The sequence below is a fragment of the Streptomyces sp. NPDC005533 genome, assembly GCF_042871845.1.
Taxonomy (GTDB): domain Bacteria; phylum Actinomycetota; class Actinomycetes; order Streptomycetales; family Streptomycetaceae; genus Streptomyces.
The window spans coordinates 1-21,161 of sequence record NZ_JBIAJH010000012.1; the positions used below are offsets into that span (position 1 = coordinate 1).

Below are 21,161 nucleotides of genomic sequence, written 5' to 3' on the forward strand. Positions count from 1 at the left end.
CTACGAGTCCAGAACCCCCACCATCACCCTCGCCGCGTGACCATCCCAAACAGCCCCATACCCGGCACCACATCCTTGACGAAGGACATAGAGACACCCCCCCCGCTGATCGCCGTCGGCTACATGGGCCTGATCGGCTGCGCCCTCGACCGGTTCCGGGTCCCCGGGGCCGACGCCCTCGGCTCCGTCGGCCGCACCGCCCTGTCCTGCTACGTCGGCCAGAACCTGCTGTGCGTGCTGCTCTGCTACGGCGTCGGACTGGGACTCGCCGAGCGGCTGGGCGGCAGCGGGCCCTGGTGGGTGATGGGCCTGTGGGCGGCGGTGAGCCTCACGCTGCTCGCCGCGTCCCGGCTGTGGCTGCGCCGCTTCGAGCGGGGCCCGCTGGAGGCCGTACAGCACCGGGTCCTCAGGCGGCGCCGGTCCCCGGAGTGACCTCCACGTCCAGCACGAACTCGTCGTACGGGGCCTCCTGCGGGTAGGGCGGCCGGACCTGGGCGAAGCGGATCCGGGCCCGGCCGCCGCCCGGGGCCAGGCCCCGTACGACGTACGTCCGCTCGACCGCGGCCCCGGGGAGGCCGTCGCCGGAGGCCGACGGCCCCTCCGCCACCGCCACCACGTCCGCGTCCCCCGTGACCTGCCAGGTCCACACGTACCCGCGCGCGCCGCGCCCGGTGAGCCGCAGCTCGTACGGCTCACCGGGGCTCAGCACGACGCTCCGTACCTCCACGCCCGCCAGGTCCTCTCCACTGCCGGATCTCAGCCCACGGGGCCGATGACCGCCCCCTCGTGCCAGCCCGCGCGGTCCCGCCAGTAGTGCTGGAGGCGGCGGTCGGTGCGCAGGACGACGACTTCCAGGTTGAACCCGAAGCTGCCCTGGAGCATCCCGGTGACCGCGGCGACGTCGTGCCCGAAGACCGCGCCGCGGGTCCAGGCGGAGCCTGCGGCGTTGCCCCGCCACCAGTGCTCCACGCGCCCGTCGGCGACGGCCACGCACAGCTCGTAGTTCCCGGCGGTGTCCTCGTCGGCGGCCCCGTACTGCCCCTCGATCAGGCAGGGCGCGCAGACGGCGGGCCTGCCGCTGCCGAAGACCTCCCCGGCGTGCCAGACGAAGCCGTTCGGATCGTCGCGCCACCACCGCTGCATGCGGCCGTCCGTGCGGGCGGCGACGAGGTCGAGCCGGCGGCCGCGGGTCTGGACGAGGGCGGGCCCGAAGTGGGCGATGCCGGAGCCGAAGCGGCCGCCGTCGTTCCAGGTCCAGGGGGCGCCGTTGATGCGCCACCAGTGGTTCAGGCGGCCGTCGGCGGTCCGCACGACCACCTCGAAGTTGCCCGGCTTGCCGTAGTCGCTCTGGATGAAGGCCGGGGTCGAGCCGACGGCCGCGTCGCCCGGCCCGAAGGCGCCGCCGTCGCGCCAGACGCGCACGGACTGCTCGAAGTACCAGTGGCGCAGCCGGCCGCCGGTCGTCACGTGCAGCGACTCCATGTTGCGGTTGTAGCTGGTCCCGGTGAAGGCGGGCTGGCCGGAGGCGTCGTTCGCGAAGGTGTCCGCGCGGGTCCATGCGAAGGGGGCGTCGCCCTCGCGCCACCAGTGCCGGAGGCGGCCGTCGGTGGTGGTGGCGAGGAGCTCGAAGTTGCGGTGGGCGCGGCCGTTGCCGCTCTCGTAGACGTTGCCGGTGTGCAGGCGGCGCTTGGTCCACGGGTCGATGTTGGTGCCGCGCAGGCCGCACTTGGCCCAGTGGTCGATGCCGACCTCGCCGTAGCCGATCCGGCCGTAGCCGCCGACGTGGTAGCCGGTCCCCCAGGAGTTCTTGAACAGCCAGCAGCCGGCCGCGTCGTCGTAGCCGACGACGAGCACGCAGTGGCCGCCCGCGAGCCGGCCACCGGTGCGGTGGTAGACGCCGGAGCCGAGGCCGAAGAAGTCGTCGTACACGTCGAAGCAGGCGGTCAGCGGGCCGACCGTGTCCAGCCAGACCTTCTGCTGCTCCACGTCGCCCAGCCGCACGTGGTCGGGGATCCGGACGGTCCGCCCCGACCGGTCCCAGCTGGGCGTGTACTCGGCGCGCCAGGCGTCGCGGCGGGCGGCGGGCAGACCGGCGGGCGGGGTGCTGTAGGGCCAACAGTCCGGATCGGCGAGCCCGCCGTTGTCCTTGATCCAGTCGAGCGCGGTCTCCGGATCGGAACCCTGCCCGCAGGTGAGGCGCAGACCGTCGTGCACGTCCCCCTCCGAGCGCTCCGCCCATACGCAGTGCTCGATGCGGGCCATCGACTCCACCAGGCCGACCGCGCCGAAGGCCCAGCAGGAACCGCACGGGTTCTGGTCCTTCACCTTGGTGATCCACGGCCACCCCCAGCGGCTGCGCCAGTCCACGGCGGCGGGCCGGGCCGCACCGGCCGTCGCCGGGCCCCCCAGGAACCCGTGGGCGGCGCGGCGCCGGGTCAGGTGGGGATTTCCGCTCGCGTGCCCGAGGAGCGCCCGCAGATCGACGGCCCCCACGTCCGCCGCGGGCGTCAGGTTCGCCCCGGGCTCCAGACCGAGCGAGGGCCGCGGCACCGGCTCCTCGTCGGCCAGGTGCTCCATGACGGACCAGCGCGCCCCCCGCGCCGCGAGCCGCGCCCGCAGCTCCCCCACCGTCTGGACAGACTCCTCCGGCATACCGGCCCCCCAGTGTGCAACCGTTCGGATGCGAGACCCGCGAGCGTCCCTCCCCCACCGGGGGGCGTCAAGGGCGTCCGCACGGTCGCGCGGTGGCACGGGGGGCGTGCCAGCCCGCTACCGCCCAACAGGCCGTGAACGTAAGGGAACAGACGGTCCGTGACGGGCAGCGCGGAAACCGGGGCGGGCGGCCGGGTCAGCCGTGCAGGGCCGCGCGGATCCGGCGGAGGGAGGGGTTCACCATCGCCGGGTGGTCGCCGACGACGACCGTCGGGACGGTCTCGTTGCCGTCGGCGACGCTGCGGACGAAGGCCGCCGCCTCGGGGTCCCGCCAGATGTTGACCTTCCGGTACGGGATCCGCGCCAGGCGCAGCTGCGTGCGGAGCTTGACGCAGAACGTGCAGCCCGGCCGCCAGTAGATCGTGACAGTGTCCGCCATGGCCCGAGCCTATGCGGGAAACCCCCGATCAGGGTGAGGAGCGTACGGGCCGGAACGCCCGCGGAGGGGCCCGTATAGGGTCCCCGTATGGGCACCTGGATCGCGCCGAGCGTCATCGAGAGAGAGCTGTACGAGGCCAAGACCGCCGGCGACTGGGCCGCGTACTTCGACGTACTCGCCCGCGCCCAGCTCTACCTGCTCCAGCACCGCGTCCAGTCCGACGCCCACCCCGAGTCCGTGTTCTTCCACGCCACCGCGGACCGCATGCTCGTCGTCCACACCGCCGGCATGCTGCCCGCCCCCACCCCCGAGACGGTCTTCGAGTCCCGGAGCCTGGGCTGGTTCTCCAAGGTCTGGGGCCCCGGGGATCCCGCCTTCCTCGCCGTGAACCCGGGCTCACCCACCGAGGCCTACCTCACCACCACCCCCGCCGACCTGGCCCGCTGGCGGGCGCACGCGGACGCCGCGCCCCGGTACGGCCTGCCCGACGGGAAGGTCCACGCCCTCTTCACCGGCGGCCCGCTGCACGGGCCCATCGCCCACGGCCTCGCCATCGGCGGCCATCTCGCCGTGACGAACGGCGAGTTCTGGAACGCCCTCGCCTACCACGGCAGCGGCTACCAGCACGAGCGCCGCCGCGTCGGGAAGAGCTGGAGCATCACCGACCGCGCCGACTGGCTCTCCACCCTGGAGCGGCTCCTGAGCGTGGACATGGTCAGCCCCGTCTGGGAGTACGCGCTCCGTGTCCGCCGCGTCCTCGCCTCCGACTTCGCGGGGCCCGTCGACGTCGAGCACTGGCGGCACGCCGCCGAGGCCAGTCTGCGCCGCAGCGCCGAACGTTCCGCCGAGCCGCAGCTCACCCCCGACGGGGTCACCGTCGCCCAGCCGCGCCCCACCGCCGAGGTGGAGGGCGAGATCGCCGGCGTCAAGCGCCTCATCGGCCGGATCGCCCGCTACGAGCAGCGCTTCCGCGCCGACGGGCTGCTCCCCGAGGACGGCTGGGTCCGTTCCGTGGAGGCCTGGGACCTCGGCCGGGCCTCCCAGATGGCCCGCTGGGGCATCGGCTGCCGCTACGGCACCCTCCACGAGGCCGAGAAGGCCGTGCTGCGCGCCGGGGAGGCAGCCCGCGAGACGTACCGCTCGTGGGAGGAGTTCTCCGCCGGCTACGTCCTCGGCCGGTGCCTGCACTTCGACGAGGAGGAGTTCGGCACCTGGTACACGAGCGCCCTCGCCGCCCACGTCGAGCTGACCACCGACCCGGCCAGTCCGTGGCTCAACATCCCCTGGAAATGACCGACTTCGGGTAACAGCCGGACCCGGCCGGAAACCGGCGGCGACCCGCACCCGCCCCGACTAGCCTCGCCGCATGACTGTTGAGCTGAACGAGACCGTGCGCGGGCTGCTGGACGCCCCGCACCCCGCCGTGCTTTCGACCATCAACCCCGACGGCAGCCCGCAGAGTTCGGTGATCTGGGTGACCCGCGACGGGGGCGACCTGCTGATCTCCACCGAGCGGGGCCGCCGCAAGGAGCGCAACATCGTCCGCGACGGCCGGGTCGGCCTCACCGTCTTCGACCTGGCCAACCCCTTCCTCTACGCCGAGATCCGCGGCACCGCCACCGTCACCGAGGACGTCGGCCGCGCGGTGGCCGTCCGCATCGCCGAGGAGTACCTCGGCCCGGGCGCCGGCAAGGAGTACCGGGACGCCCCGGCGGAGGCCGTCCGCGTGGTCGTCCGCATCACCCCGACCAAGATCCTGGGCAACGCCGCACGCGCGGCGGGCTAGGAGCTGTCCGGGCGGTCAGCCGGTCAGATGCGTCGCAGGTTCCGGTCGAGCAGGGCCCGCACCCGGTCCACGTCGGCCGGGTCCTGCGCGCCGCGCTTGGGCAGCACGAAGACCCCGCGGGTGTTCTTCGTCTTGACCGCGAAGAACTCGTCCGTCTCGAAGTACCAGGGGAAGATCCGCCACTCGATGTCGCCGGACGCGTACTGCTCCCGCGCGATGCGGGTCAGTACCCGGGGGAGGGTCACCAGCGGGGTGAGCACGGCACAGGCCATCACGAAGGCGGTCACGGCGGAAGGGAACCCCTTGAGCGTCGGCAGCACCCACGAGAGCCCCAGGGTGAAGGCCGCGAGGCCGATCTGGCCCCGGATTCCCGGCCGCAGGTCAACCGCCTGCGACAGGCCTGTTCACGGAAGGTCGGGGCGGACGCGCGACCAGGCGTCGACCGCCTGCGCCACCGGGTCGGCGTCGGGCAGGTGGGGCCGTACGGCGGTCAGCCAGGGGATCAGGCTCTTGATGCGGCGCAGGTGCCGGATGCGGTGGTGCGGGAGGTCGCGCCAGCCGCGGCCCTGCGCCGCCGCCTGCGCCGGGGCGAGGTCGATCAGGGCCAGCAGCTCCCGGCACAGCGCCACCGGGTCGCCCCCGCGGGCCGGTCCGAACTGTTGGATCAAGTAGCCCTGTATGCGGGCCAGTTCGGGAGCCCCGACCAGTGCGGGCGTGCCCTCGGCCCGCGCGCAGCGGTGCGTGGCGGCCAGCGCGATCCGGCCCCAGCGCAGCCGGACCTCGTCCGGGAGGCGTTCGTCCCGCATGCGCACTCCGGCGAGGACGCGCAGGGTCCGCGGCTGGGGTTCGTCCCGCAGCGGCGGCCCGGTGGCCAGCCAGGCCTCCAGGTCCTCCAGCGCGTGCCCGTCGGGCGGCACCGAGGTCAGCACCTGCCCGCGGGTGAGCAGGGCGACCATGGCGCCCGTGAGGTGGACCTTCGCGGTGTGTCCGGCGTCGAAGGAGCCGACGGGCCGCCCGTACCGCTCGATGTGGCGCAGGCCCAGCCTCGACTCCCCGACGGCGTAGACCTGCCCGGCCCGGGCCACCCCGCCGACGCACCGGACCACGCACACGCCGCCCGTGACGTCGGCCTCCTCGACGGAGTACACCTGCAATTCGGCGATGGACACCCGACCCCCTTCCCCGGGCGGGAGATTACCGCCGCCGCGGGGGCCGGCACACGGCCCGGGTCAGATCGAGGGGCTCTCCAGGACGAGACGGATCTCGGTGACCTCGTAGCCGGCGCGGTCGAAGGCGGCGGCCATCGGGACGTTGACGGTGTCCGTGGTCGCGGTGATGCGCTGCGCGCCCTCGGCCGCGTGGAAGCGGGTGATCTCGCCCAGGATCTCGTCGATCAGGCCCTGACCGCGCTGCTCCGGTACGACGCCCAGGTAGCCGACGTTGCGGTGGTACGGGGTCGCCGACGGGACGGCCAGCCCCGCGAGGGTGCCGTCCGGGAGGTGGGCGAGCCGCCACCAGGAGCGCTCGCCGGGGCAGTCGAGGTAGAACTCGACGTCCTCGCGGGCGAGTTGCTCCGCCTCCATCGACTGGAGCTCGGTCTGCGTGTGCAGGTCGAGGCTGCCGGTGGACAGCCGGACGAAGGCGTCGAGGAACTCCTCGTCGGTGCCCTCGCGGAAGACGAGCCGCCCGGTGGGCTCCGGCGTCCCGGCGGCCGGGGTCCACTCGTAGCGCAGGCGCTCGATCTCCCGCGTCAGGCCGGTCCGGTACGCGGCCTCCTGGCGCCAGGCGATCGCCGCGGCCAGCTCCGGGTCGGCCCGCCAGCCGCGGGGCAGGGAGACGTTGTAGCCGGGCAGCCGGCCGAAGGCGGCGTGGCCGGCCTCCAGCAGCCCGGCGGCGACCGCGGCCGGGTCGGTCACGCGGGCGCTGACCTGGAGGCAGTCGAGCGCGAGGGGCTGCTCGCTGTCGGAGCGGCCCCACCACAGGGCGCGGGCCAGGATCTCGCCGTCCTCGTCCTCGGCGCACCAGATCCACTCGGGGCGGATCCGGTCCTCGGCGAGCTCCTCGCGGATCTTCTCGGGGGTCAGGGCGGGGACGGGACCGTCCGCCGGGTAGGCGACTGCGCGGTCCAGGTCTGCGGGGGCTGCGGTGGCAGCGCGGAAGAGCATCCGGCGATGATCACACAGTCCACCCGCCCTGACCAGGGCTTTTCCGGGCGGCCCGCGCCGGTCGCGCCGATGGCCGGCCTCCGCGGGGGAGGCCGGCCATCGGGTGGTGCGGGGTGCGGGGCGTTACGACCAGGTGATCAGACGGCGGGGGTGTTCCAGGACCGCCGCGATGTCGGCCAGGAAACGGGAGCCGAGTTCGCCGTCGATGAGACGGTGGTCGAACGACAGCGCCAGGGTGGTGACCTGGCGCGGCTTCACCTTGCCCTTGTGGACCCACGGCTGGAGCTTGATCGCGCCGACCGCGAGGATCGCGGACTCGCCCGGGTTCAGGATGGGCGTACCGGTGTCGACGCCGAAGACGCCGACGTTGGTGATGGTGAGGGTGCCGTTCTGCATGTCGGCCGGGGAGGTCTTGCCGTCGCGGGCCGTGGCGACCAGCTCGGACAGGGCCGTCGACAGCTCGCCGAGGGTCTTGGCGTGGGCGTCCTTGATGTTCGGGACGATCAGCCCGCGGGGGGTGGCCGCCGCGATGCCCAGGTTGACGTAGTGCTTGAGCACGATCTCCTGGGCCGCCTCGTCCCAGGACGCGTTGACGTCCGGGTTGCGGCGGACGGCCACCAGGACGGCCTTCGCGATGAGGAGCAGCGGGTTGATGCGCAGCCCCGCGAGGTCCGGGTCGTCCTTGAGCTCCTGCACCAGCTTCATCGTGCGCGTCACGTCGAGCGTGATGAACTCGGTGACGTGCGGCGCCGTGAAGGCCGAGCCGACCATGGCCTGGGCGGTGACCTTGCGGACGCCCTTGACCGGGATGCGCGTCTCGCGCGCCGACGCCGACACCGGCGTCTCGGCCGCCCGGACGGCCGGAGCCGCCTCGGGGGCCGCGGCCGGGGCCGCGGCGGGCACGGCCTGCGGGGCGATCGCCGCGGCGGCCGCCGCGTGGACGTCCTCCCGGGTCACGACCCCGCCGTCACCGGTGGGCACCACGAAGGCCAGGTCGATGCCGAGGTCCTTGGCGAGCTTGCGCACCGGCGGCTTGGCCAGCGGACGCTCGCCGCTCGGCTGCGCCGGGACCGCGGGGAGCACCGGAGCCGCCGCGGGCGCCGCCGGAGCGGCCGCCGGGGCGGTGCCGTTCTGCGCGGGCGCCCCCGCGCTCGCCTTGCGCGGGCGGCGCTTGGTGGAGGCGGTGGAGACCCCGTAGCCGACCAGGACGGGCTGGCGGGCCGCGGCGGCCGGCTCCTCCGCCTCGACGGCGACGGCCGGGGCGGCGGGCGCGGCAGCCGCGGCGGCGGCCGGGGCCGCCTCCTGCACGGGCGCCTCGGCACCGGCGCCGGCCTCCGTCTGCACCGAGATGATGACCTGGCCGACGTCGACCGTGGTGCCCTCCTCGAAGAGGAGCGCGTGCACGACGCCGTCGAACGGGATCGGCAGTTCCACGGCGGCCTTGGCCGTCTCGACCTCGCAGACGACCTGGCCGTCGGTGACGGTGTCACCCGGCTGGACGTACCACTTGAGGATCTCGGCCTCGGTGAGGCCCTCGCCCACGTCGGGCATCTTGAATTCGCGGATGGTCATGAACGTGGCTCCTCAGAACGCCAGCGAGCGGTCGACGGCGTCGAGCACCCGGTCCAGGCCCGGCAGGTACTCGTCCTCCAGGCGGGCCGGCGGGTACGGGGCGTGGAACCCGCCCACGCGCAGCACCGGCGCCTCCAGGTGGTAGAAGCACCGCTCCGTGATGCGGGCGGCGATCTCGGAGCCCATGCCCAGGAACACCGGGGCCTCGTGCACGACGACCAGCCGGCGGGTCTTCTCGACCGAGGTCTGCAGACCGTCGAAGTCGACCGGGGACATCGACCGCAGGTCGACGACCTCCACCGACTTGCCCTCCTCGGCGGCCGCGGCCGCCGCCTCCAGGCAGACCTTCACCATCGGGCCGTAGGCCGCCAGGGTGAGGTCCGAGCCCTCGCGGGCCACGCGCGCCTTGTGCAGCTCACCGGGGATGGCGTCGACGTCGACCTCACCCTTGTCCCAGTAGCGGCGCTTCGGCTCGAAGAAGATCACCGGGTCGTCGCTGAGGATCGCCTGCTGGAGCATCCAGTAGGCGTCGCTCGCGTTAGACGGGGAGACCACCTTGAGGCCCGGGACGTGCGCGAAGAGCGCCTCCGGGGACTCGCTGTGGTGCTCGACCGCGCCGATGCCGCCCGCGTACGGGATGCGGATGACGACCGGCATCTTGATCTTGCCCAGGGCCCGCGCGTGCATCTTCGCGAGCTGCGTGACGATCTGGTCGTACGCGGGGAAGACGAAACCGTCGAACTGGATCTCCACCACCGGCCGGTACCCGCGCAGGGCCAGGCCGATCGCGGTGCCGACGATGCCCGACTCGGCGAGCGGGGTGTCGATGACCCGCTCCTCGCCGAAGTCCTTCTGCAGGCCGTCGGTGATCCGGAAGACACCGCCCAGCTTGCCGACGTCCTCACCCATGATCAGGACCTTCGGGTCCTGCTCCAGGGCCTTGCGCAGCGACTCGTTGAGCGCCTTCGCGATCGACATCTTCTCGACAGCCATCAGTGACCCTCCTCGGCCGACTCGAAGGACGCGAGGTAGGCGGCGAACTGCGCGCGCTCCTCGTCGACGAGCGCGTGCCCGTCCGCGTAGACGTTCTCGAAGATCGCCATGGTGTCCGGGTCGGGCATGGAGCGCACGGCCTCGCGCACGCGCTTGCCCATGGCCTCGCTCTCGGCCTCCAGCTCGGCGAAGAACGCCTCGTCGGCGCCGCCCGTGGCCAGCAGGTGCGCCTTCAGGCGCAGGATCGGGTCCTTGGACTCCCAGGCCGCCGTCTCCTCGTCCCGCCGGTACTTCGTCGGGTCGTCGGAGGTGGTGTGCGCGCCCATCCGGTACGTGAACGCCTCGACCAGCGTCGGGCCCTCACCGCGGCGCGCCCGGTCCAGGGCCCAGCGGGTCACGGCCAGGCAGGCCAGCACGTCGTTGCCGTCGACGCGGATGCCCGGGAAGCCGAAGCCCTGCGCGCGCTGGTAGAGCGGCACGCGCATCTGGCGCTCGGTCGGCTCGGAGATCGCCCACTGGTTGTTCTGGCAGAAGAACACCACGGGGGAGTTGTAGACGGCGGAGAAGTTGAAGGCCTCCATCACGTCGCCCTGGCTGGACGCGCCGTCGCCGAAGTAGGCGATGACGGCCGCGTCCGCGCCGTCCTTGGCCACGCCCATCGCGTAACCGGTCGCGTGGAGCGTCTGCGAGCCGATGACGATCGTGTAGAGGTGGAAGTTGTTGGTGTTCGGGTCCCAGCCGCCGTGGTTCACGCCGCGGAACATGCCGAGCAGGTTGGTCGGGTCGACCCCGCGGCACCAGGCCACGCCGTGCTCGCGGTACGTCGGGAAGACGTAGTCCTCGTCGTTCAGCGCCCGGCCGGAGCCGATCTGCGCGGCCTCCTGGCCGAGGAGCGAGGCCCACAGGCCCAGCTCGCCCTGACGCTGCAGGGCGGTCGCCTCACCGTCGAACCGACGGGTCATGACCATGTCGCGGTACAGCCCGCGCAGGTCTTCGGTGGTGATGTCGGCGACGAAGGGGGCGAACTCGGCGTTCTCCGCGTTGTCGACGCGGTCCCCTTCGGGCGTCAGCAGCTGTACGAGCTGAGGTACGACATCCTGCGTCTGCGCGGTGGCAGCGGCGGGCTTGGCGGCGCTTGCCGCGCCTGCCGCCCGCTTGGTGCCGCTGCTGCGTCGCGGCTTGCGCGCGGCAGTGCTCTCCACGGTCACGTGTGCTCCTCCGTCGGTCCGGCACCCGGGTTCTCCGGGGTCCAGTGCGGCTCACCTGCATCCGTGACGAGCGCACGGGGTGTGTGCGCGTCGCGTTCGGGATTCAGGCGTGACAGGTGCCCCGGCGAGTGCCCTGCGCAATGCACGTTACCCAGTGCGCCGCATAACTGCGAAACCCCGTTTGACCTGCGTTTTTGCTTGGATTTCCAAGTAAATCCGCGGCAGCGGGAACAACCACTGGTCACAGCCTTGCAGGGGCCGGGAACAACGGCACGTTATCCCGGGTAACTCCGGCAGGGAAGGGGTGAGTGTGTGAAACTGACTTCGTGCGCGAAGACGGAAAAATCAAGGTATTCCTCCTGGACGACCACGAAGTGGTACGTCGGGGCGTCCACGAGCTCTTGTCGGTCGAACAGGACATCGAGATCGTCGGCGAGGCCGGTACGGCCGCGGACGCTTTGGTCCGGATTCCCGCCACCCGCCCCGACGTGGCCGTCCTCGACGTCCGGCTGCCCGACGGCAGCGGGGTGGAGGTGTGCCGCGAGGTGCGCTCCCAGAACGAGGACGTCAAGTGCCTGATGCTGACCTCCTTCGCCGACGACGAGGCACTGTTCGACGCGATCATGGCGGGCGCCTCGGGCTACGTACTGAAGGCCATCCGCGGAAACGAGCTGCTCAGCGCGGTGCGCGACGTGGCCGCCGGCAAGTCCCTGCTGGATCCGGTCGCCACCGCCCGCGTGCTGGAGCGGCTGCGCGACGGCAAGAGCGGCAAGCGCGACGACCGGCTCTCCCACCTCACCGAGCAGGAGCGGAAGATCCTCGACCTGATCGGTGAGGGCCTGACCAACCGCGTCATCGGCGAGCGGCTGCACCTGGCCGAGAAGACCATCAAGAACTACGTCTCCAGCCTGCTCTCGAAGCTGGGCATGGAGCGCCGCTCCCAGGCCGCCGCCTACGTGGCCCGCCTGCAGGCCGAGAAGCGCTGATCGGCCCTTCCCCCTGCGGGGCGAACCCCGGTTCATCGCCGTGCACGCGTCGGCCGGGAATCCCGAACGGCCCCGCCGGAACGCCCTCTGATCGCCCCTGACCTGCGCGGACGCGGAAATGGGAACGGGCCCGGCGGAATTGTCTCCGCCGGGCCCTTTCCCGAATTCCCTACCGTCCGTCAGCCCTCGTCCGTCACTCTTCGAACAAGCTGCCGGGGCCGCCCGTCTCACTGGGCTTCAACGTCGGCGGCGTCGTCGGCTTGGTCGACGGGCTCGTCGAGGGCTTCGTCGTCGCCGTGTTGGACGGCGAGGTCGAACCGGTCGGCGAATGCGAGGCGGTCGGCGAGTTCGTCGGGCTGAAGCTCTGCGTCCGACTGCGGCTCGGCGCGGGCTGGGTGTCGTTGTTGTTCGGCGTGTTGTCCGTGGCCTGGTGCGAAGGCTCGGCGTCCGGGGACTTGGACGCGCTCGGCGAGGCGCTGGAGCTCGGCTTGGTGTCCGGCGTCTGCTTCTCGTCGCCCTTGTTGCCCACGCTGTTGACGGCGAAGGCCACGCCGCCCGCGATCGCGACGATCGCGAGCACCGCGAACAGCCACATCTTCCAGCGGCTGCCGTTGCCGCCGCGGTCGTCGTAGCCGTCGTAGCCACCGTTGCCGCCGGGACCGCGGCCGCCGGGGAACGCCGAGCCGTCGTCCGGGTTGAGCGGCGGCACCATCGGCTGCTGGAACTGCGAGGTCGAGGAGTGGGCGGGGTACTGCCGCTGGCCGCCGGTCCCGGCCGCGGGCATGACCGTGGTGGCGCTGCCGCCGCCCTGGCCGTGCGGCAGGGCCATGGTGACCGGACCGGTGTTCCAGGTGCCGGTGTTCGCCCCCTGGTCGTGCAGCATCTGCAGGGCGTACTGGACCAGTGCGCGCATCTCCTCGGCGCTCTGGAACCGGTCGTCCGGGTCCTTGGCGAGGGAGCGCATGACGAGCCCGTCGAGCTCCTGCGGGATGTGCCGGCCCTCCGGCAGCTGCGAGGGCGGCACGGGCGCGTCCTGGACGTGCTGGTAGACCACCGACAGCGGGGTCTCGCCGGTGAACGGGGGCCGCAGCGCGAGGAGTTCGTAGAGCAGACAGCCGGTCGCGTACAGGTCGGAGCGGTGGTCGACGGCCTTGCCGAGGGCCTGCTCGGGCGACAGGTACTGCGGGGTGCCCATGACCATGCCGGTCTGGGTCATCGTCGACTGGACGCCGTGCAGGGCGCGGGCGATGCCGAAGTCCATCACCTTCACCGCGCCGTTGTCGGTGATGATGACGTTCGCCGGCTTGATGTCGCGGTGCACGATGCCGTGCTGGTGCGAGTAGGCGAGGGCCTCGAGCACGCCCGAGGTGATGATGAGCGCCTGCTCGGGGCCCGGGGCCTCGGCGCTGACCAGCAGGTCACGGATGGTGCGGCCCTCGACCAGCTCCATCACGATGTAGGGGACGGTGTTCGGGCCGACCCGGTCCTCGCCCGAGTCGTAGACGGCGACGACGGCGTGGTGGTTCAGCCCGGCGACGGACTGCGCCTCGCGCGTGAAGCGGGCCTTGGACACCGGGTCCTCGGCCAGGTCGGCGCGCAGCAGCTTCACGGCGACGGTGCGGCCCAGCCGTACGTCCTCGGCCGCGAAGACCTCGGCCATGCCGCCCCGGCCCAGCCGGTGCGTCAGCCGGTAACGGCCGTCTCCCACCAGGCCGCCGGCGCCCCAGTGCTCAGGACCATCGGTCATCCCGGCGCCGTTTCCCTCGGGTTCGGGTGCCATCAGTCCTCGCCGTCGTCTCTCTCGGCCGCCGCTCAGCGGTAGTCCTCTTCTTTGGTGTTCCGACGAACGCTACAGCCTCGGAACCGGTCACCGTTCGGACAAGACCAGGCTGTGCCCATGTGGTCACGGAACGGGCACCTGGCTTGACGTGTGCTTGCCCTCGGGCAGACTGGGCGCCATATGCGCCCGGCCAGAGGCGTGGGGACACATCCCGAGGGGAAGCAACAGTCATGAGCCAGGACGGCACTCAGGGCCAGTACGCGGGCGGCTCTCTGGCCGGTGGCCGTTACCAGCTAAGGGACTTGCTGGGCGCGGGCGGCATGGCCTCCGTGTACCTGGCATACGACTCGGCGCTCGACCGGCAGGTCGCCATCAAGACCCTGCACAGCGACCTCGGCCGCGAGCAGTCGTTCCGCGAGCGGTTCCGCCGCGAGGCCCAGGCTGTAGCGAAACTGTCGCACACGAACATCGTCTCGGTATTCGACACGGGTGAAGGCGAAGTGACGTTCGGCGGCTCCGGCGCGGGCGACGGCGCCGTGATGCCCTACATCGTCATGGAGTACGTGGAAGGCCAGCCCCTCGGCTCGGTCCTGGAGGCGGACATCCGCCAGTACGGCGCCATGCCGGCGGACAAGGCCCTGAAGGTGACGGCCGACGTGCTGGCCGCCCTGGAGACCAGCCACGAGATGGGGCTCGTCCACCGCGACATCAAGCCCGGCAACGTCATGGTGAACAAGCGCGGCGTGGTCAAGGTGATGGACTTCGGCATCGCCCGGGCCATGCAGTCGGGGGTCACCTCGATGACCCAGACCGGCATGGTCGTCGGCACCCCGCAGTACCTCTCGCCCGAGCAGGCCCTGGGGCGTGGCGTCGACGCCCGCTCCGACCTGTACTCGGTCGGCATCATGCTGTTCCAGCTGCTGACCGGGCGGATCCCCTTCGACGCGGACTCGCCGCTGGCCATCGCGTACGCGCACGTGCAGGAGGAGCCGGTCGCCCCGTCCTCCGTCAACCGTTCGCTCACCCCGGCGATGGACGCGCTGGTGGCGCGGGCCCTCAAGAAGAACCCGAACGAGCGCTTCCCCACGGCCGCGGCCATGGGCGACGAGGTGGCGCGGGTGCTCGCCTCCGGGCAGGCCGGGGCGCCGGTCATCGTCCCGGGCCAGGGACCGCTGAGCAGTGGTGCGGGCGTGGGCTCGGCCGTGTTCCCGCCGGTGGACTCCGGTTTCCAGGCGCCCCCGCAGTCGGTGCAGCATCCGTACCAGGCCCACACCCCGACGCCCACCCCCTACGCGCCGACGCCGGCCCCGCAGGCGCACGCGCAGGGCGGCTACGCCTACCCGCACACGCCCCCGCCGCAGCAGTACGCCCCGCAGACCCCGCCGCCGTACACGATCTCCCCGACGAGCGGGCAGACCCGGTCCTCGGCGGGCGGCGACGGCAAGCGGAACATGCCGGTGGTCGTCGGCGCGATCGCGGTGGCGCTGCTGGCCGTCGGTGGCGTGATCGCGGCGATCGCGATGAACGGCGACGACGACAAGAAGGGCGGCACCACGGCGGACCCGGGGGCCTCCACGGCCGCGTCCGCCTCGGCCAAGGCCGGGTTCAAGGGGCCCGACCCCACGCGCACGATCGACCCGAAGAAGTGCACGGAGCCGGTGAAGCACTACAGCGAGGCCGGCAAGTACTCGGCGCCGGACCTCAAGTACAAGAACCTGCTCTCCGTGAAGGAGTGCATCCAGGCCTCGGGCGGCAAGTACAAGATCGAATACAAGGACGAGGCCGTCTACGGCAAGGACACGGTGCTGATGCAGTCGCCGGCCTCCGGCGAGAAGATCGACAAGGAAGGCACGGAGTACACGCTGACCGTGTCGACCGGCAATCCGGAGTAGCCCGCAGCAGAGGCGCCTCACGACACACCGGCATCCCGGGCACCCCAATGGGGCGCCCGGGATGCCTGCTTTGCCCCACTATGTAAATCTGGGCGCATATCTCTGACGCCGAGCGAACGTCTCGGCCGCTCGGGACGGGAGGGGCTCCCCGTGATCCAAGGCTTCCGTCCGCCGCGCTGGCTGGCCTGTGCCGCACTCGTCGCCGCCGCCCTCGCGCCTGCCGCCTCCGCATACGCCGGCCCCTTCGCCCTGACCCCCGGCGCCGCCCCGCGCACCCCACCCGCCTCGCGCACCTCCCCCGCCCTCCCGGCCCCGCCCACCCCGTCGGACGAGGCCCACCGCGAGCTCGCCGGCAGCTTCGCCGGGGTCGGGCGGGAGCGGCCCGGCCGGCCGGTGGGCGAGCCGGCCAACCCGGAGCTGGTCGTGGCCGCGCGGCCGCTGCCGGTCCGCCCGCACACCCGGCCCACACCTCCGGCCCCGCCGCCGCCCCCACCGCCACCACCGGCGGTGGCGTCGAGCCCGCGCGACCCGCACGGGGAGGTCACCGCCCTCGGCACCGAACCGAACGACCGGGCTGCCGACCTGGCCGCGCACATACTGCCGCTCGGCACCGGATTCGCCCTGATGGGACTGGGTCTGGGCTACCTCGGCGTGCGCCTGCGCCGGAGCATCTAGGGGCGTCCGCGCCAAGTGGCGCGCAGGGGGTCCGCCTTCCGGCGTACACCCGAGGATGGTTGCCGAGAGTGAACATACTCGGTATACATACTCGGTATGTCGATCCGTCACGGGCTTCTCGCCCTGCTGGAACGGGGTCCTCGGTACGGCTCCCAGCTGCGCACCGAGTTCGAATCCCGCACCGGCTCCACCTGGCCGCTCAACGTCGGGCAGGTCTACACGACCCTCGCCCGCCTCGAACGCGACGGTCTCGTCGCCCCGGACGGCGAGGACGCCGCCGGACACACCCTGTACGCCATCACCGACTCCGGACGCACCGAGCTGCGCCAGTGGTACGAGCGTCCCGTCGACCGGGCCAACCCGCCCCGCGACGAGCTCGCCATCAAGCTCGCGATGGCCGTGGGCGCGCCCGGAGTGGACATCCGCGCCGTCATCCAGTCCCAGCGCCACGCCACCATCAAGGCGATGCAGGACTACACCCGGCTCAAGGCCACGGCACTCACCGCGGTCGAGAGCGGGCAGTCGCGCGAACGCGACGACGTGGCCTGGTTGCTCGTCCTGGAGCAGCTGATCTTCCAGACCGAGGCCGAAGCCCGCTGGCTCGACCACTGCGAGGCCCGGCTCGTACGGCTCTCCCTGCCGGCCGACCGGAGAGCCGGCGAAGCCGAACCACCCCAGGCCACCGCCACCGAGACCCCGGCCCCGACCACCACCGACCGGCCCCGTACCGCCCGCACGCGGCGAGGCTGAACCACCGTCCCAGGGGGGATCCCTCATGCCTGACCAGCACCAGCCCCAACAGCCCGTACTGCAGTTGGACCGACTCGTCCGCACCCACGGCAGCGGCGCCACCGAAGTGCACGCCCTGCGCGGGATCAGCCTCTCGGTCTTCCCCGGCGAACTCGTCGCCGTCATGGGCCCGTCCGGATCCGGCAAGTCCACCCTGCTGACCCTCGCGGGCGGCCTCGACACCCCGAGCAGCGGCCGGGTCGTGGTCGAGGGCACCGACATCACCACCGCGAGCCGCAAGCAGCTGGCCACCCTGCGCCGCCGCAGCATCGGGTACGTCTTCCAGGACTACAACCTGATACCGGCCCTCACCGCCGCCGAGAACGTGGCCCTGCCCCGGGAACTCGACGGGACCTCCGCCCGCAAGGCGCGGGCGTCCGCGCTCGCCGCGCTGGAGGAGATGGGCCTCGGCGCGCTCGCCGACCGCTTCCCCGACGAGATGTCCGGCGGCCAGCAGCAGCGCGTGGCCATCGCCCGCGCCCTCGTGGGCGACCGCCGCCTCGTCCTCGCCGACGAGCCCACCGGCGCCCTCGACTCCGAGACCGGCGAGTCCGTCCTCTCCCTGCTGCGCTCCCGCTGCGACGCGGGCGCCGCCGGGGTGCTCGTCACGCACGAGCCGCGGTTCGCCGCCTGGGCCGACCGCGTGGTCTTCCTGCGCGACGGCAGCGTCGTCGACGAGACCCTGCGCAGCCGGCCCGACTCGCTCCTCTCCGGGCAGGCGGCCGGCCAGTGACCTCCTCGCTCCAAGGCTGGTACCACTCCTGGGTCGCGGCCCTGCGCATCGCCCGCCGCGACGCCTGGCGTGCCAAGGGCCGCAGCGCCCTGGTCCTCGCGATGATCGCCCTGCCGATCATCGGCGTGAGCGCCGCCGACCTCACCCTGCGCAGCGCCCAGCTCTCCCCCGAGCAGGCCCTCTCGCGTCAGATCGGGGCCGCCGACGCCCGCGTGCGCCCCTCGCACATGGGCGTGGCCATCTACCAGCTGCCGGACGGCTCCAGCTCCGCGCCCGTCGGCGGCTACGAGAACTTCGACGGCGCGGCGATGCCGCCGGAGCCCCCGCAGGAGCTGGACACGTCCACGCTCCCGGCCGGAGCCCGGGTCGTCAAGGACGCCGTGGGCTACGGCAAGATCCACACCGAGCACGGTCTGCTCGACACCGACCTGCACGAGCTCGACACGCAGAGCCCGCTGGTCGACGGCATGTTCACGCTCGACCGCGGCCGGCTGCCCGAGCGCGCCGGCGAGGTCGCCGCGACCACCGCGTTCCTGCGGGAATCCGGCCTCTTCGTCGGCTCCTCGGTCACCCCGCGCGGAGCGACCAGCTCGTACAAGATCGTCGGGGCGTACGAACTCCCCAGCAAACTCGGCAAGACCGAGATCCTCGCCCCGCCGGGATCCCTGATCGCCCCGCTCGACCAGGCGCTGGAGGCCTCCGGAGGCTTCGGGCTCCGCCCCAACGTCAGCTTCCTGGTCAAGGTCAGCGGCGAAGGTTTCACGTGGAACATGGTGAAGGCGGCCAACACCAAGTCCCTGGTGGTCGTCTCCCGCGCCGTCCGCCTGAACCCGCCTGCCGACGCCGACGTGCCGCTCTTCCAGCAGGAACCCAAGGAGCAGTACCGGCAGGACGCGGGCCGCGGCTCCGACATGGCCGTCGTGGTCACCGTCGTGGGCCTCGCCATGCTGGAGATCTGCCTGCTCGCCGGACCGGCCTTCGCGGTCGGCGCCCGGCGCTCGCGCCGCCAGCTCGGCCTGGTCGGCGCCAACGGCGGCGACCGGCGCCACATCCGTTCCATCGTGCTCTCCGGCGGCCTGGTCATCGGAGCCGTCTCCGCCGTCATCGGCACCGTCGTCGGCGGGGTGCTCACCATCGCGCTCCGCCCCGTCCTGGAAGAGCAGCTCGGCGTCCGCTTCGGCGGCCTCGACTTCCGCCCCCTGGAACTGGCCGGCATCGCCCTGCTCGCCGTCGTGACCGGCCTGCTGTCCGCCATCGTCCCCGCCGTCACCGCGTCCCGGCAGACCGTGCTGGCCTCGCTGACCGGCCGCCGCGGGGTGCGCCGCGCCAACCGGGTACTACCCGTCATCGGCCTGGTCGCCGTCACCGCCGGCGCCGTGATCGCCCTGTACGGCACCGCTTCGAAGATGGGCGCCACCGTCGTCGCGGGCGGCAGCGCCCTCGCCGAGCTGGGCATCGTCGCCCTCACGCCGGTCCTGGTCGGCCTGTTCGGCCGGCTCGGGCGTCGGCTGCCGCTGTCGCCGCGGCTCGCGCTGCGCGACGCCGTGCGCAACCGCGGGCGTACGGCGCCCGCCGTGGCCGCGGTCCTGGCCGCCGTCGCCGGCACCGTCGCGGTGGCCACGTACGAGCACAGCCGGGACCTGCAGGCGCGGCACGAGTACGTCGCCGACCTCCCGCACGGCGCCGGGGTGCTCGAAACCAGGGAGCACAGCGCCTACAAGGAGGTGCCGGCCCTGCGCGCGGCCCTCTCCAAGGAGCTCCCGGTGGCGGTCCGGGCGGACTTCGACCGGCTGGTCGTCGGCATGCCGAGCTGCGAGTCGTTCTCCCGGGAACCCGGCTGTGGCCGCGTCGAGGTCATCAAGCCCAAGGAGCAGCGCTGCCCGCTCTACGACGTCCCCGGCGGTCCTTCCTCCTTCACCGAGGAGCAGGCCCGGACCCTGCGCCAGGACTGGCGCTGCGCGGAGACCCGGCGCATCAACCAGAACGCGGTGGTCGTCGCCGACGAGAAGCTGCTGAGCGTGCTGGCCGTCACCGACCCCGGCTCCGTGGCCGCCCTCAAGGAGGGCCGCGCCGTCTCCTTCGACAAGCGCCAGGTCAAGGACGGCAGGATCACCCTGCGGGTGGTCGTCGCCAAGGAGGGCGCCCAGCCCTCCACCCCGGTCGGCGAGGATCCGGCCGGTGAGGACAAGGTCCTGCCCGTCCACCTGGCACCCGAGACCGCCGAGGCCTGGGGGATCCAGCTGGTCCTGCCGCCCGCCACGGCCAAGGCCGCCGGACTGGCCACGGCCCCGTCCGGTTCGTACTTCACCCTCGACGGGACGGCGAGCAGCGAGCAGCGGCAGAAGATCGCCGGGGAGATCGACCGCATGGGCGTCGAGGCCGAGGTGCGCATCGAGGCGGGCTACCAGGGCAACGACAGCCTGGCACTGCTGGCCCTGACGATCTTCGCGGGCCTGGCCACCATCGGCGCTGCCGGCATCGCCACCGGGCTCGCCCAGGCCGACGCCGAGGCCGATCTGAAGACCCTGGCGGCCGTGGGCGCGGCGCCGCGCGTGCGGCGGACGCTGAGCGGCCTCCAGTGCGGGGTGATCGCCCTGATGGGCGTCGTCCTGGGCTCGGCGGCCGGGATCCTGCCCGCGGTGGGGCTGCGCATGGTGCAGCGACGGGAACTGGACGCGCTCTACCAGCACTCCCTCAGCCAGGGGTTCGTGTCGGAGGGGGCGCCCTACGTGCCGATCTCCGTGCCGTGGGAGACCCTCGCCCAGCTGATCGTCGTGGTCCCGCTCGGCGCGGCCCTGCTGGCGGCGCTGGTCACCCGCTCCAGCGGCGCCCTGGCCCGCCGGACCGCGCAGTAATCCCGGGGCCCCCGTACAGGGTGGATCACGCCTGTACGGGGGCACACCGTGTGAGAACGAAGGTGTGCGAGAGAATGACGGCATGGAGATGCCGAGGAGTGAACGGTCGCAGGACAGTCCCCCGCACGTCCTGATCGTGGGACAGGACGGGACGGCCGTCGGCGACGCCGATGACGAGTCGCGCGAGGTCCCGGTGACGGAGATGGTCGAACAGCCCGCCAAGGTCATGCGCATCGGCAGCATGATCAAGCAACTCCTGGAAGAGGTACGTGCCGCGCCTCTGGACGAGGCGAGCCGGGTCCGGCTCAAGGACATCCATGCCGCCTCGGTGAAGGAGCTGGAGGACGGTCTGGCCCCGGAGCTCGTGGAGGAACTGGAGCGCCTGTCCCTCCCGTTCACCGAGGAGGCCATTCCCTCGGAGGCCGAACTGCGCATCGCGCAGGCCCAGTTGGTGGGCTGGCTGGAGGGCCTCTTCCACGGCATCCAGACGGCCCTGTTCGCGCAGCAGATGGCGGCGCGGGCCCAGTTGGAACAGATGCGGCGCGCCCTCCCGCCGGGCGGCCCCCACGACGACGACGATGACGGCGGCCACGGCGCGATCCGCTCGGGCCCGTACCTCTAGCCTCCGACGTCCGC

General features: G+C 72.6%; 19 protein-coding genes and 1 pseudogene. 10 read left to right on the forward strand and 10 right to left on the reverse strand.

Annotation, left to right across the window (positions count from 1 at the left end; translation table 11 throughout):
* Positions 1-102: 102 nt before the first annotated feature.
* Positions 103-432, forward strand: a pseudogene (locus tag ACFYP3_RS14355) (DUF418 domain-containing protein); the annotation flags it as partial.
* Here the strand turns inward: ACFYP3_RS14355 and ACFYP3_RS14360 are convergent.
* The 3 genes from ACFYP3_RS14360 to ACFYP3_RS14370 form a co-directional block, all read right to left on the reverse strand.
* A complete protein-coding gene (locus tag ACFYP3_RS14360) occupies positions 407-727 on the reverse strand; it encodes a protease inhibitor I42 family protein (RefSeq protein ID WP_388831461.1) in 321 nt (106 codons plus the stop codon). The pseudogene ACFYP3_RS14355 and the gene ACFYP3_RS14360 sit on opposite strands and share 26 nt — an antisense overlap.
* Before the next feature lie 29 nt (positions 728-756).
* The gene (locus ACFYP3_RS14365) at positions 757-2,652 is read right to left on the reverse strand and encodes a C1 family peptidase (RefSeq protein WP_388831463.1); all 1,896 of its coding nucleotides are present in this window, start codon (positions 2,650-2,652) and stop codon (positions 757-759) included.
* A 196-nt stretch (positions 2,653-2,848) separates the two neighbouring features.
* A complete protein-coding gene (locus tag ACFYP3_RS14370; protein WP_388831465.1) occupies positions 2,849-3,091 on the reverse strand; it encodes a glutaredoxin domain-containing protein in 243 nt (80 codons plus the stop codon).
* Positions 3,092-3,178: 87 nt separating this feature from the next.
* On the opposite strand from ACFYP3_RS14370, the gene ACFYP3_RS14375 reads away from it, so the two are divergent.
* Complete coding sequence (locus ACFYP3_RS14375; protein ID WP_388831467.1) at positions 3,179-4,384, forward strand: DUF1266 domain-containing protein; 1,206 nt, start codon at positions 3,179-3,181, stop codon at positions 4,382-4,384.
* Positions 4,385-4,457: 73 nt separating this feature from the next.
* Complete coding sequence (locus ACFYP3_RS14380; RefSeq protein ID WP_388831469.1) at positions 4,458-4,877, forward strand: PPOX class F420-dependent oxidoreductase; 420 nt, start codon at positions 4,458-4,460, stop codon at positions 4,875-4,877.
* A 23-nt stretch (positions 4,878-4,900) separates the two neighbouring features.
* Here the strand turns inward: ACFYP3_RS14380 and ACFYP3_RS14385 are convergent, their stop codons facing one another.
* From ACFYP3_RS14385 to pdhA, 6 genes are all read right to left on the reverse strand, one after another.
* On the reverse strand, positions 4,901-5,164 hold the full coding sequence (locus tag ACFYP3_RS14385) for a YcxB family protein (protein WP_388831471.1): 264 nt from the start codon (positions 5,162-5,164) through the stop codon (positions 4,901-4,903).
* Positions 5,165-5,281: 117 nt separating this feature from the next.
* Positions 5,282-6,046, reverse strand: coding sequence for a hypothetical protein (locus ACFYP3_RS14390; protein ID WP_388831472.1), 765 nt, complete (start codon positions 6,044-6,046; stop codon positions 5,282-5,284).
* 60 nt (positions 6,047-6,106) lie between these two features.
* Positions 6,107-7,042: a GNAT family N-acetyltransferase gene (locus ACFYP3_RS14395; RefSeq protein WP_388831474.1), complete on the reverse strand. Its 936-nt coding sequence runs from the start codon at positions 7,040-7,042 to the stop codon at positions 6,107-6,109.
* A 123-nt stretch (positions 7,043-7,165) separates the two neighbouring features.
* Positions 7,166-8,614 (reverse strand): dihydrolipoamide acetyltransferase family protein, encoded by a 1,449-nt coding sequence (locus tag ACFYP3_RS14400; RefSeq protein WP_388831476.1) that lies wholly within the window; start codon positions 8,612-8,614, stop codon positions 7,166-7,168.
* 12 nt (positions 8,615-8,626) lie between these two features.
* Positions 8,627-9,607, reverse strand: a complete 981-nt coding sequence (locus ACFYP3_RS14405; RefSeq protein ID WP_388831478.1) for an alpha-ketoacid dehydrogenase subunit beta — start codon at positions 9,605-9,607, stop codon at positions 8,627-8,629.
* Positions 9,607-10,815: a pyruvate dehydrogenase (acetyl-transferring) E1 component subunit alpha gene (pdhA, locus tag ACFYP3_RS14410; protein WP_030718744.1), complete on the reverse strand. Its 1,209-nt coding sequence runs from the start codon at positions 10,813-10,815 to the stop codon at positions 9,607-9,609. The genes ACFYP3_RS14405 and pdhA overlap by 1 nt, the downstream gene beginning before the upstream one ends.
* Before the next feature lie 326 nt (positions 10,816-11,141).
* On the opposite strand from pdhA, the gene ACFYP3_RS14415 reads away from it, so the two are divergent.
* Positions 11,142-11,801 carry a response regulator gene (locus tag ACFYP3_RS14415; protein WP_388831480.1) on the forward strand — a complete coding sequence of 220 codons (660 nt, stop codon included), beginning with the start codon at positions 11,142-11,144 and terminating at the stop codon, positions 11,799-11,801.
* Positions 11,802-11,994: 193 nt separating this feature from the next.
* Here the strand turns inward: ACFYP3_RS14415 and ACFYP3_RS14420 are convergent, their stop codons facing one another.
* Entirely contained in the window at positions 11,995-13,581 is a 1,587-nt protein-coding gene (locus tag ACFYP3_RS14420; protein WP_388831482.1) for a protein kinase, read from the reverse strand.
* A 230-nt stretch (positions 13,582-13,811) separates the two neighbouring features.
* Between ACFYP3_RS14420 and ACFYP3_RS14425 the strand changes: the two genes are divergently transcribed.
* The 6 genes from ACFYP3_RS14425 to ACFYP3_RS14450 all read left to right on the forward strand — a co-directional run bounded on the left by ACFYP3_RS14425 (position 13,812) and on the right by ACFYP3_RS14450 (position 21,147).
* A complete protein-coding gene (locus ACFYP3_RS14425) occupies positions 13,812-15,473 on the forward strand; it encodes a protein kinase (RefSeq protein WP_388831484.1) in 1,662 nt (553 codons plus the stop codon).
* 150 nt (positions 15,474-15,623) lie between these two features.
* Positions 15,624-16,148, forward strand: a complete 525-nt coding sequence (locus tag ACFYP3_RS14430) for a hypothetical protein (protein WP_388831486.1) — start codon at positions 15,624-15,626, stop codon at positions 16,146-16,148.
* A 96-nt stretch (positions 16,149-16,244) separates the two neighbouring features.
* Complete coding sequence (locus ACFYP3_RS14435; protein ID WP_388831488.1) at positions 16,245-16,898, forward strand: PadR family transcriptional regulator; 654 nt, start codon at positions 16,245-16,247, stop codon at positions 16,896-16,898.
* Positions 16,899-16,923: 25 nt separating this feature from the next.
* Positions 16,924-17,670, forward strand: coding sequence for an ABC transporter ATP-binding protein (locus ACFYP3_RS14440; RefSeq protein ID WP_388831490.1), 747 nt, complete (start codon positions 16,924-16,926; stop codon positions 17,668-17,670).
* A gap of 101 nt (positions 17,671-17,771) precedes the next feature.
* Positions 17,772-20,525 (forward strand): FtsX-like permease family protein, encoded by a 2,754-nt coding sequence (locus ACFYP3_RS14445; protein WP_388831776.1) that lies wholly within the window; start codon positions 17,772-17,774, stop codon positions 20,523-20,525.
* An 82-nt stretch (positions 20,526-20,607) separates the two neighbouring features.
* The gene (locus ACFYP3_RS14450) at positions 20,608-21,147 is read left to right on the forward strand and encodes a bacterial proteasome activator family protein (protein ID WP_319731183.1); all 540 of its coding nucleotides are present in this window, start codon (positions 20,608-20,610) and stop codon (positions 21,145-21,147) included.
* Positions 21,148-21,161 lie beyond the last annotated feature (14 nt).

Bases quoted from the DNA above. Each gene is read 5' to 3' on its own strand.
- ACFYP3_RS14395 (WP_388831474.1), bottom strand. From the start codon at position 7,042: ATGCTCTTCCGCGCTGCCACCGCAGCCCCCGCAGACCTGGACCGCGCA.
- ACFYP3_RS14420 (WP_388831482.1), bottom strand. From the start codon at position 13,581: ATGGCACCCGAACCCGAGGGAAACGGCGCCGGGATGACCGATGGTCCT.
- ACFYP3_RS14425 (WP_388831484.1), top strand. From the start codon at position 13,812: ATGAGCCAGGACGGCACTCAGGGCCAGTACGCGGGCGGCTCTCTGGCC.
- ACFYP3_RS14380 (WP_388831469.1), top strand. From the start codon at position 4,458: ATGACTGTTGAGCTGAACGAGACCGTGCGCGGGCTGCTGGACGCCCCG.
- ACFYP3_RS14440 (WP_388831490.1), top strand. From the start codon at position 16,924: ATGCCTGACCAGCACCAGCCCCAACAGCCCGTACTGCAGTTGGACCGA.
- ACFYP3_RS14450 (WP_319731183.1), top strand. From the start codon at position 20,608: ATGGAGATGCCGAGGAGTGAACGGTCGCAGGACAGTCCCCCGCACGTC.
- ACFYP3_RS14370 (WP_388831465.1), bottom strand. From the start codon at position 3,091: ATGGCGGACACTGTCACGATCTACTGGCGGCCGGGCTGCACGTTCTGC.
- ACFYP3_RS14435 (WP_388831488.1), top strand. From the start codon at position 16,245: ATGTCGATCCGTCACGGGCTTCTCGCCCTGCTGGAACGGGGTCCTCGG.
- ACFYP3_RS14375 (WP_388831467.1), top strand. From the start codon at position 3,179: ATGGGCACCTGGATCGCGCCGAGCGTCATCGAGAGAGAGCTGTACGAG.
- ACFYP3_RS14365 (WP_388831463.1), bottom strand. From the start codon at position 2,652: ATGCCGGAGGAGTCTGTCCAGACGGTGGGGGAGCTGCGGGCGCGGCTC.
- ACFYP3_RS14400 (WP_388831476.1), bottom strand. From the start codon at position 8,614: ATGACCATCCGCGAATTCAAGATGCCCGACGTGGGCGAGGGCCTCACC.
- ACFYP3_RS14405 (WP_388831478.1), bottom strand. From the start codon at position 9,607: ATGGCTGTCGAGAAGATGTCGATCGCGAAGGCGCTCAACGAGTCGCTG.
- ACFYP3_RS14445 (WP_388831776.1), top strand. From the start codon at position 17,772: ATGATCGCCCTGCCGATCATCGGCGTGAGCGCCGCCGACCTCACCCTG.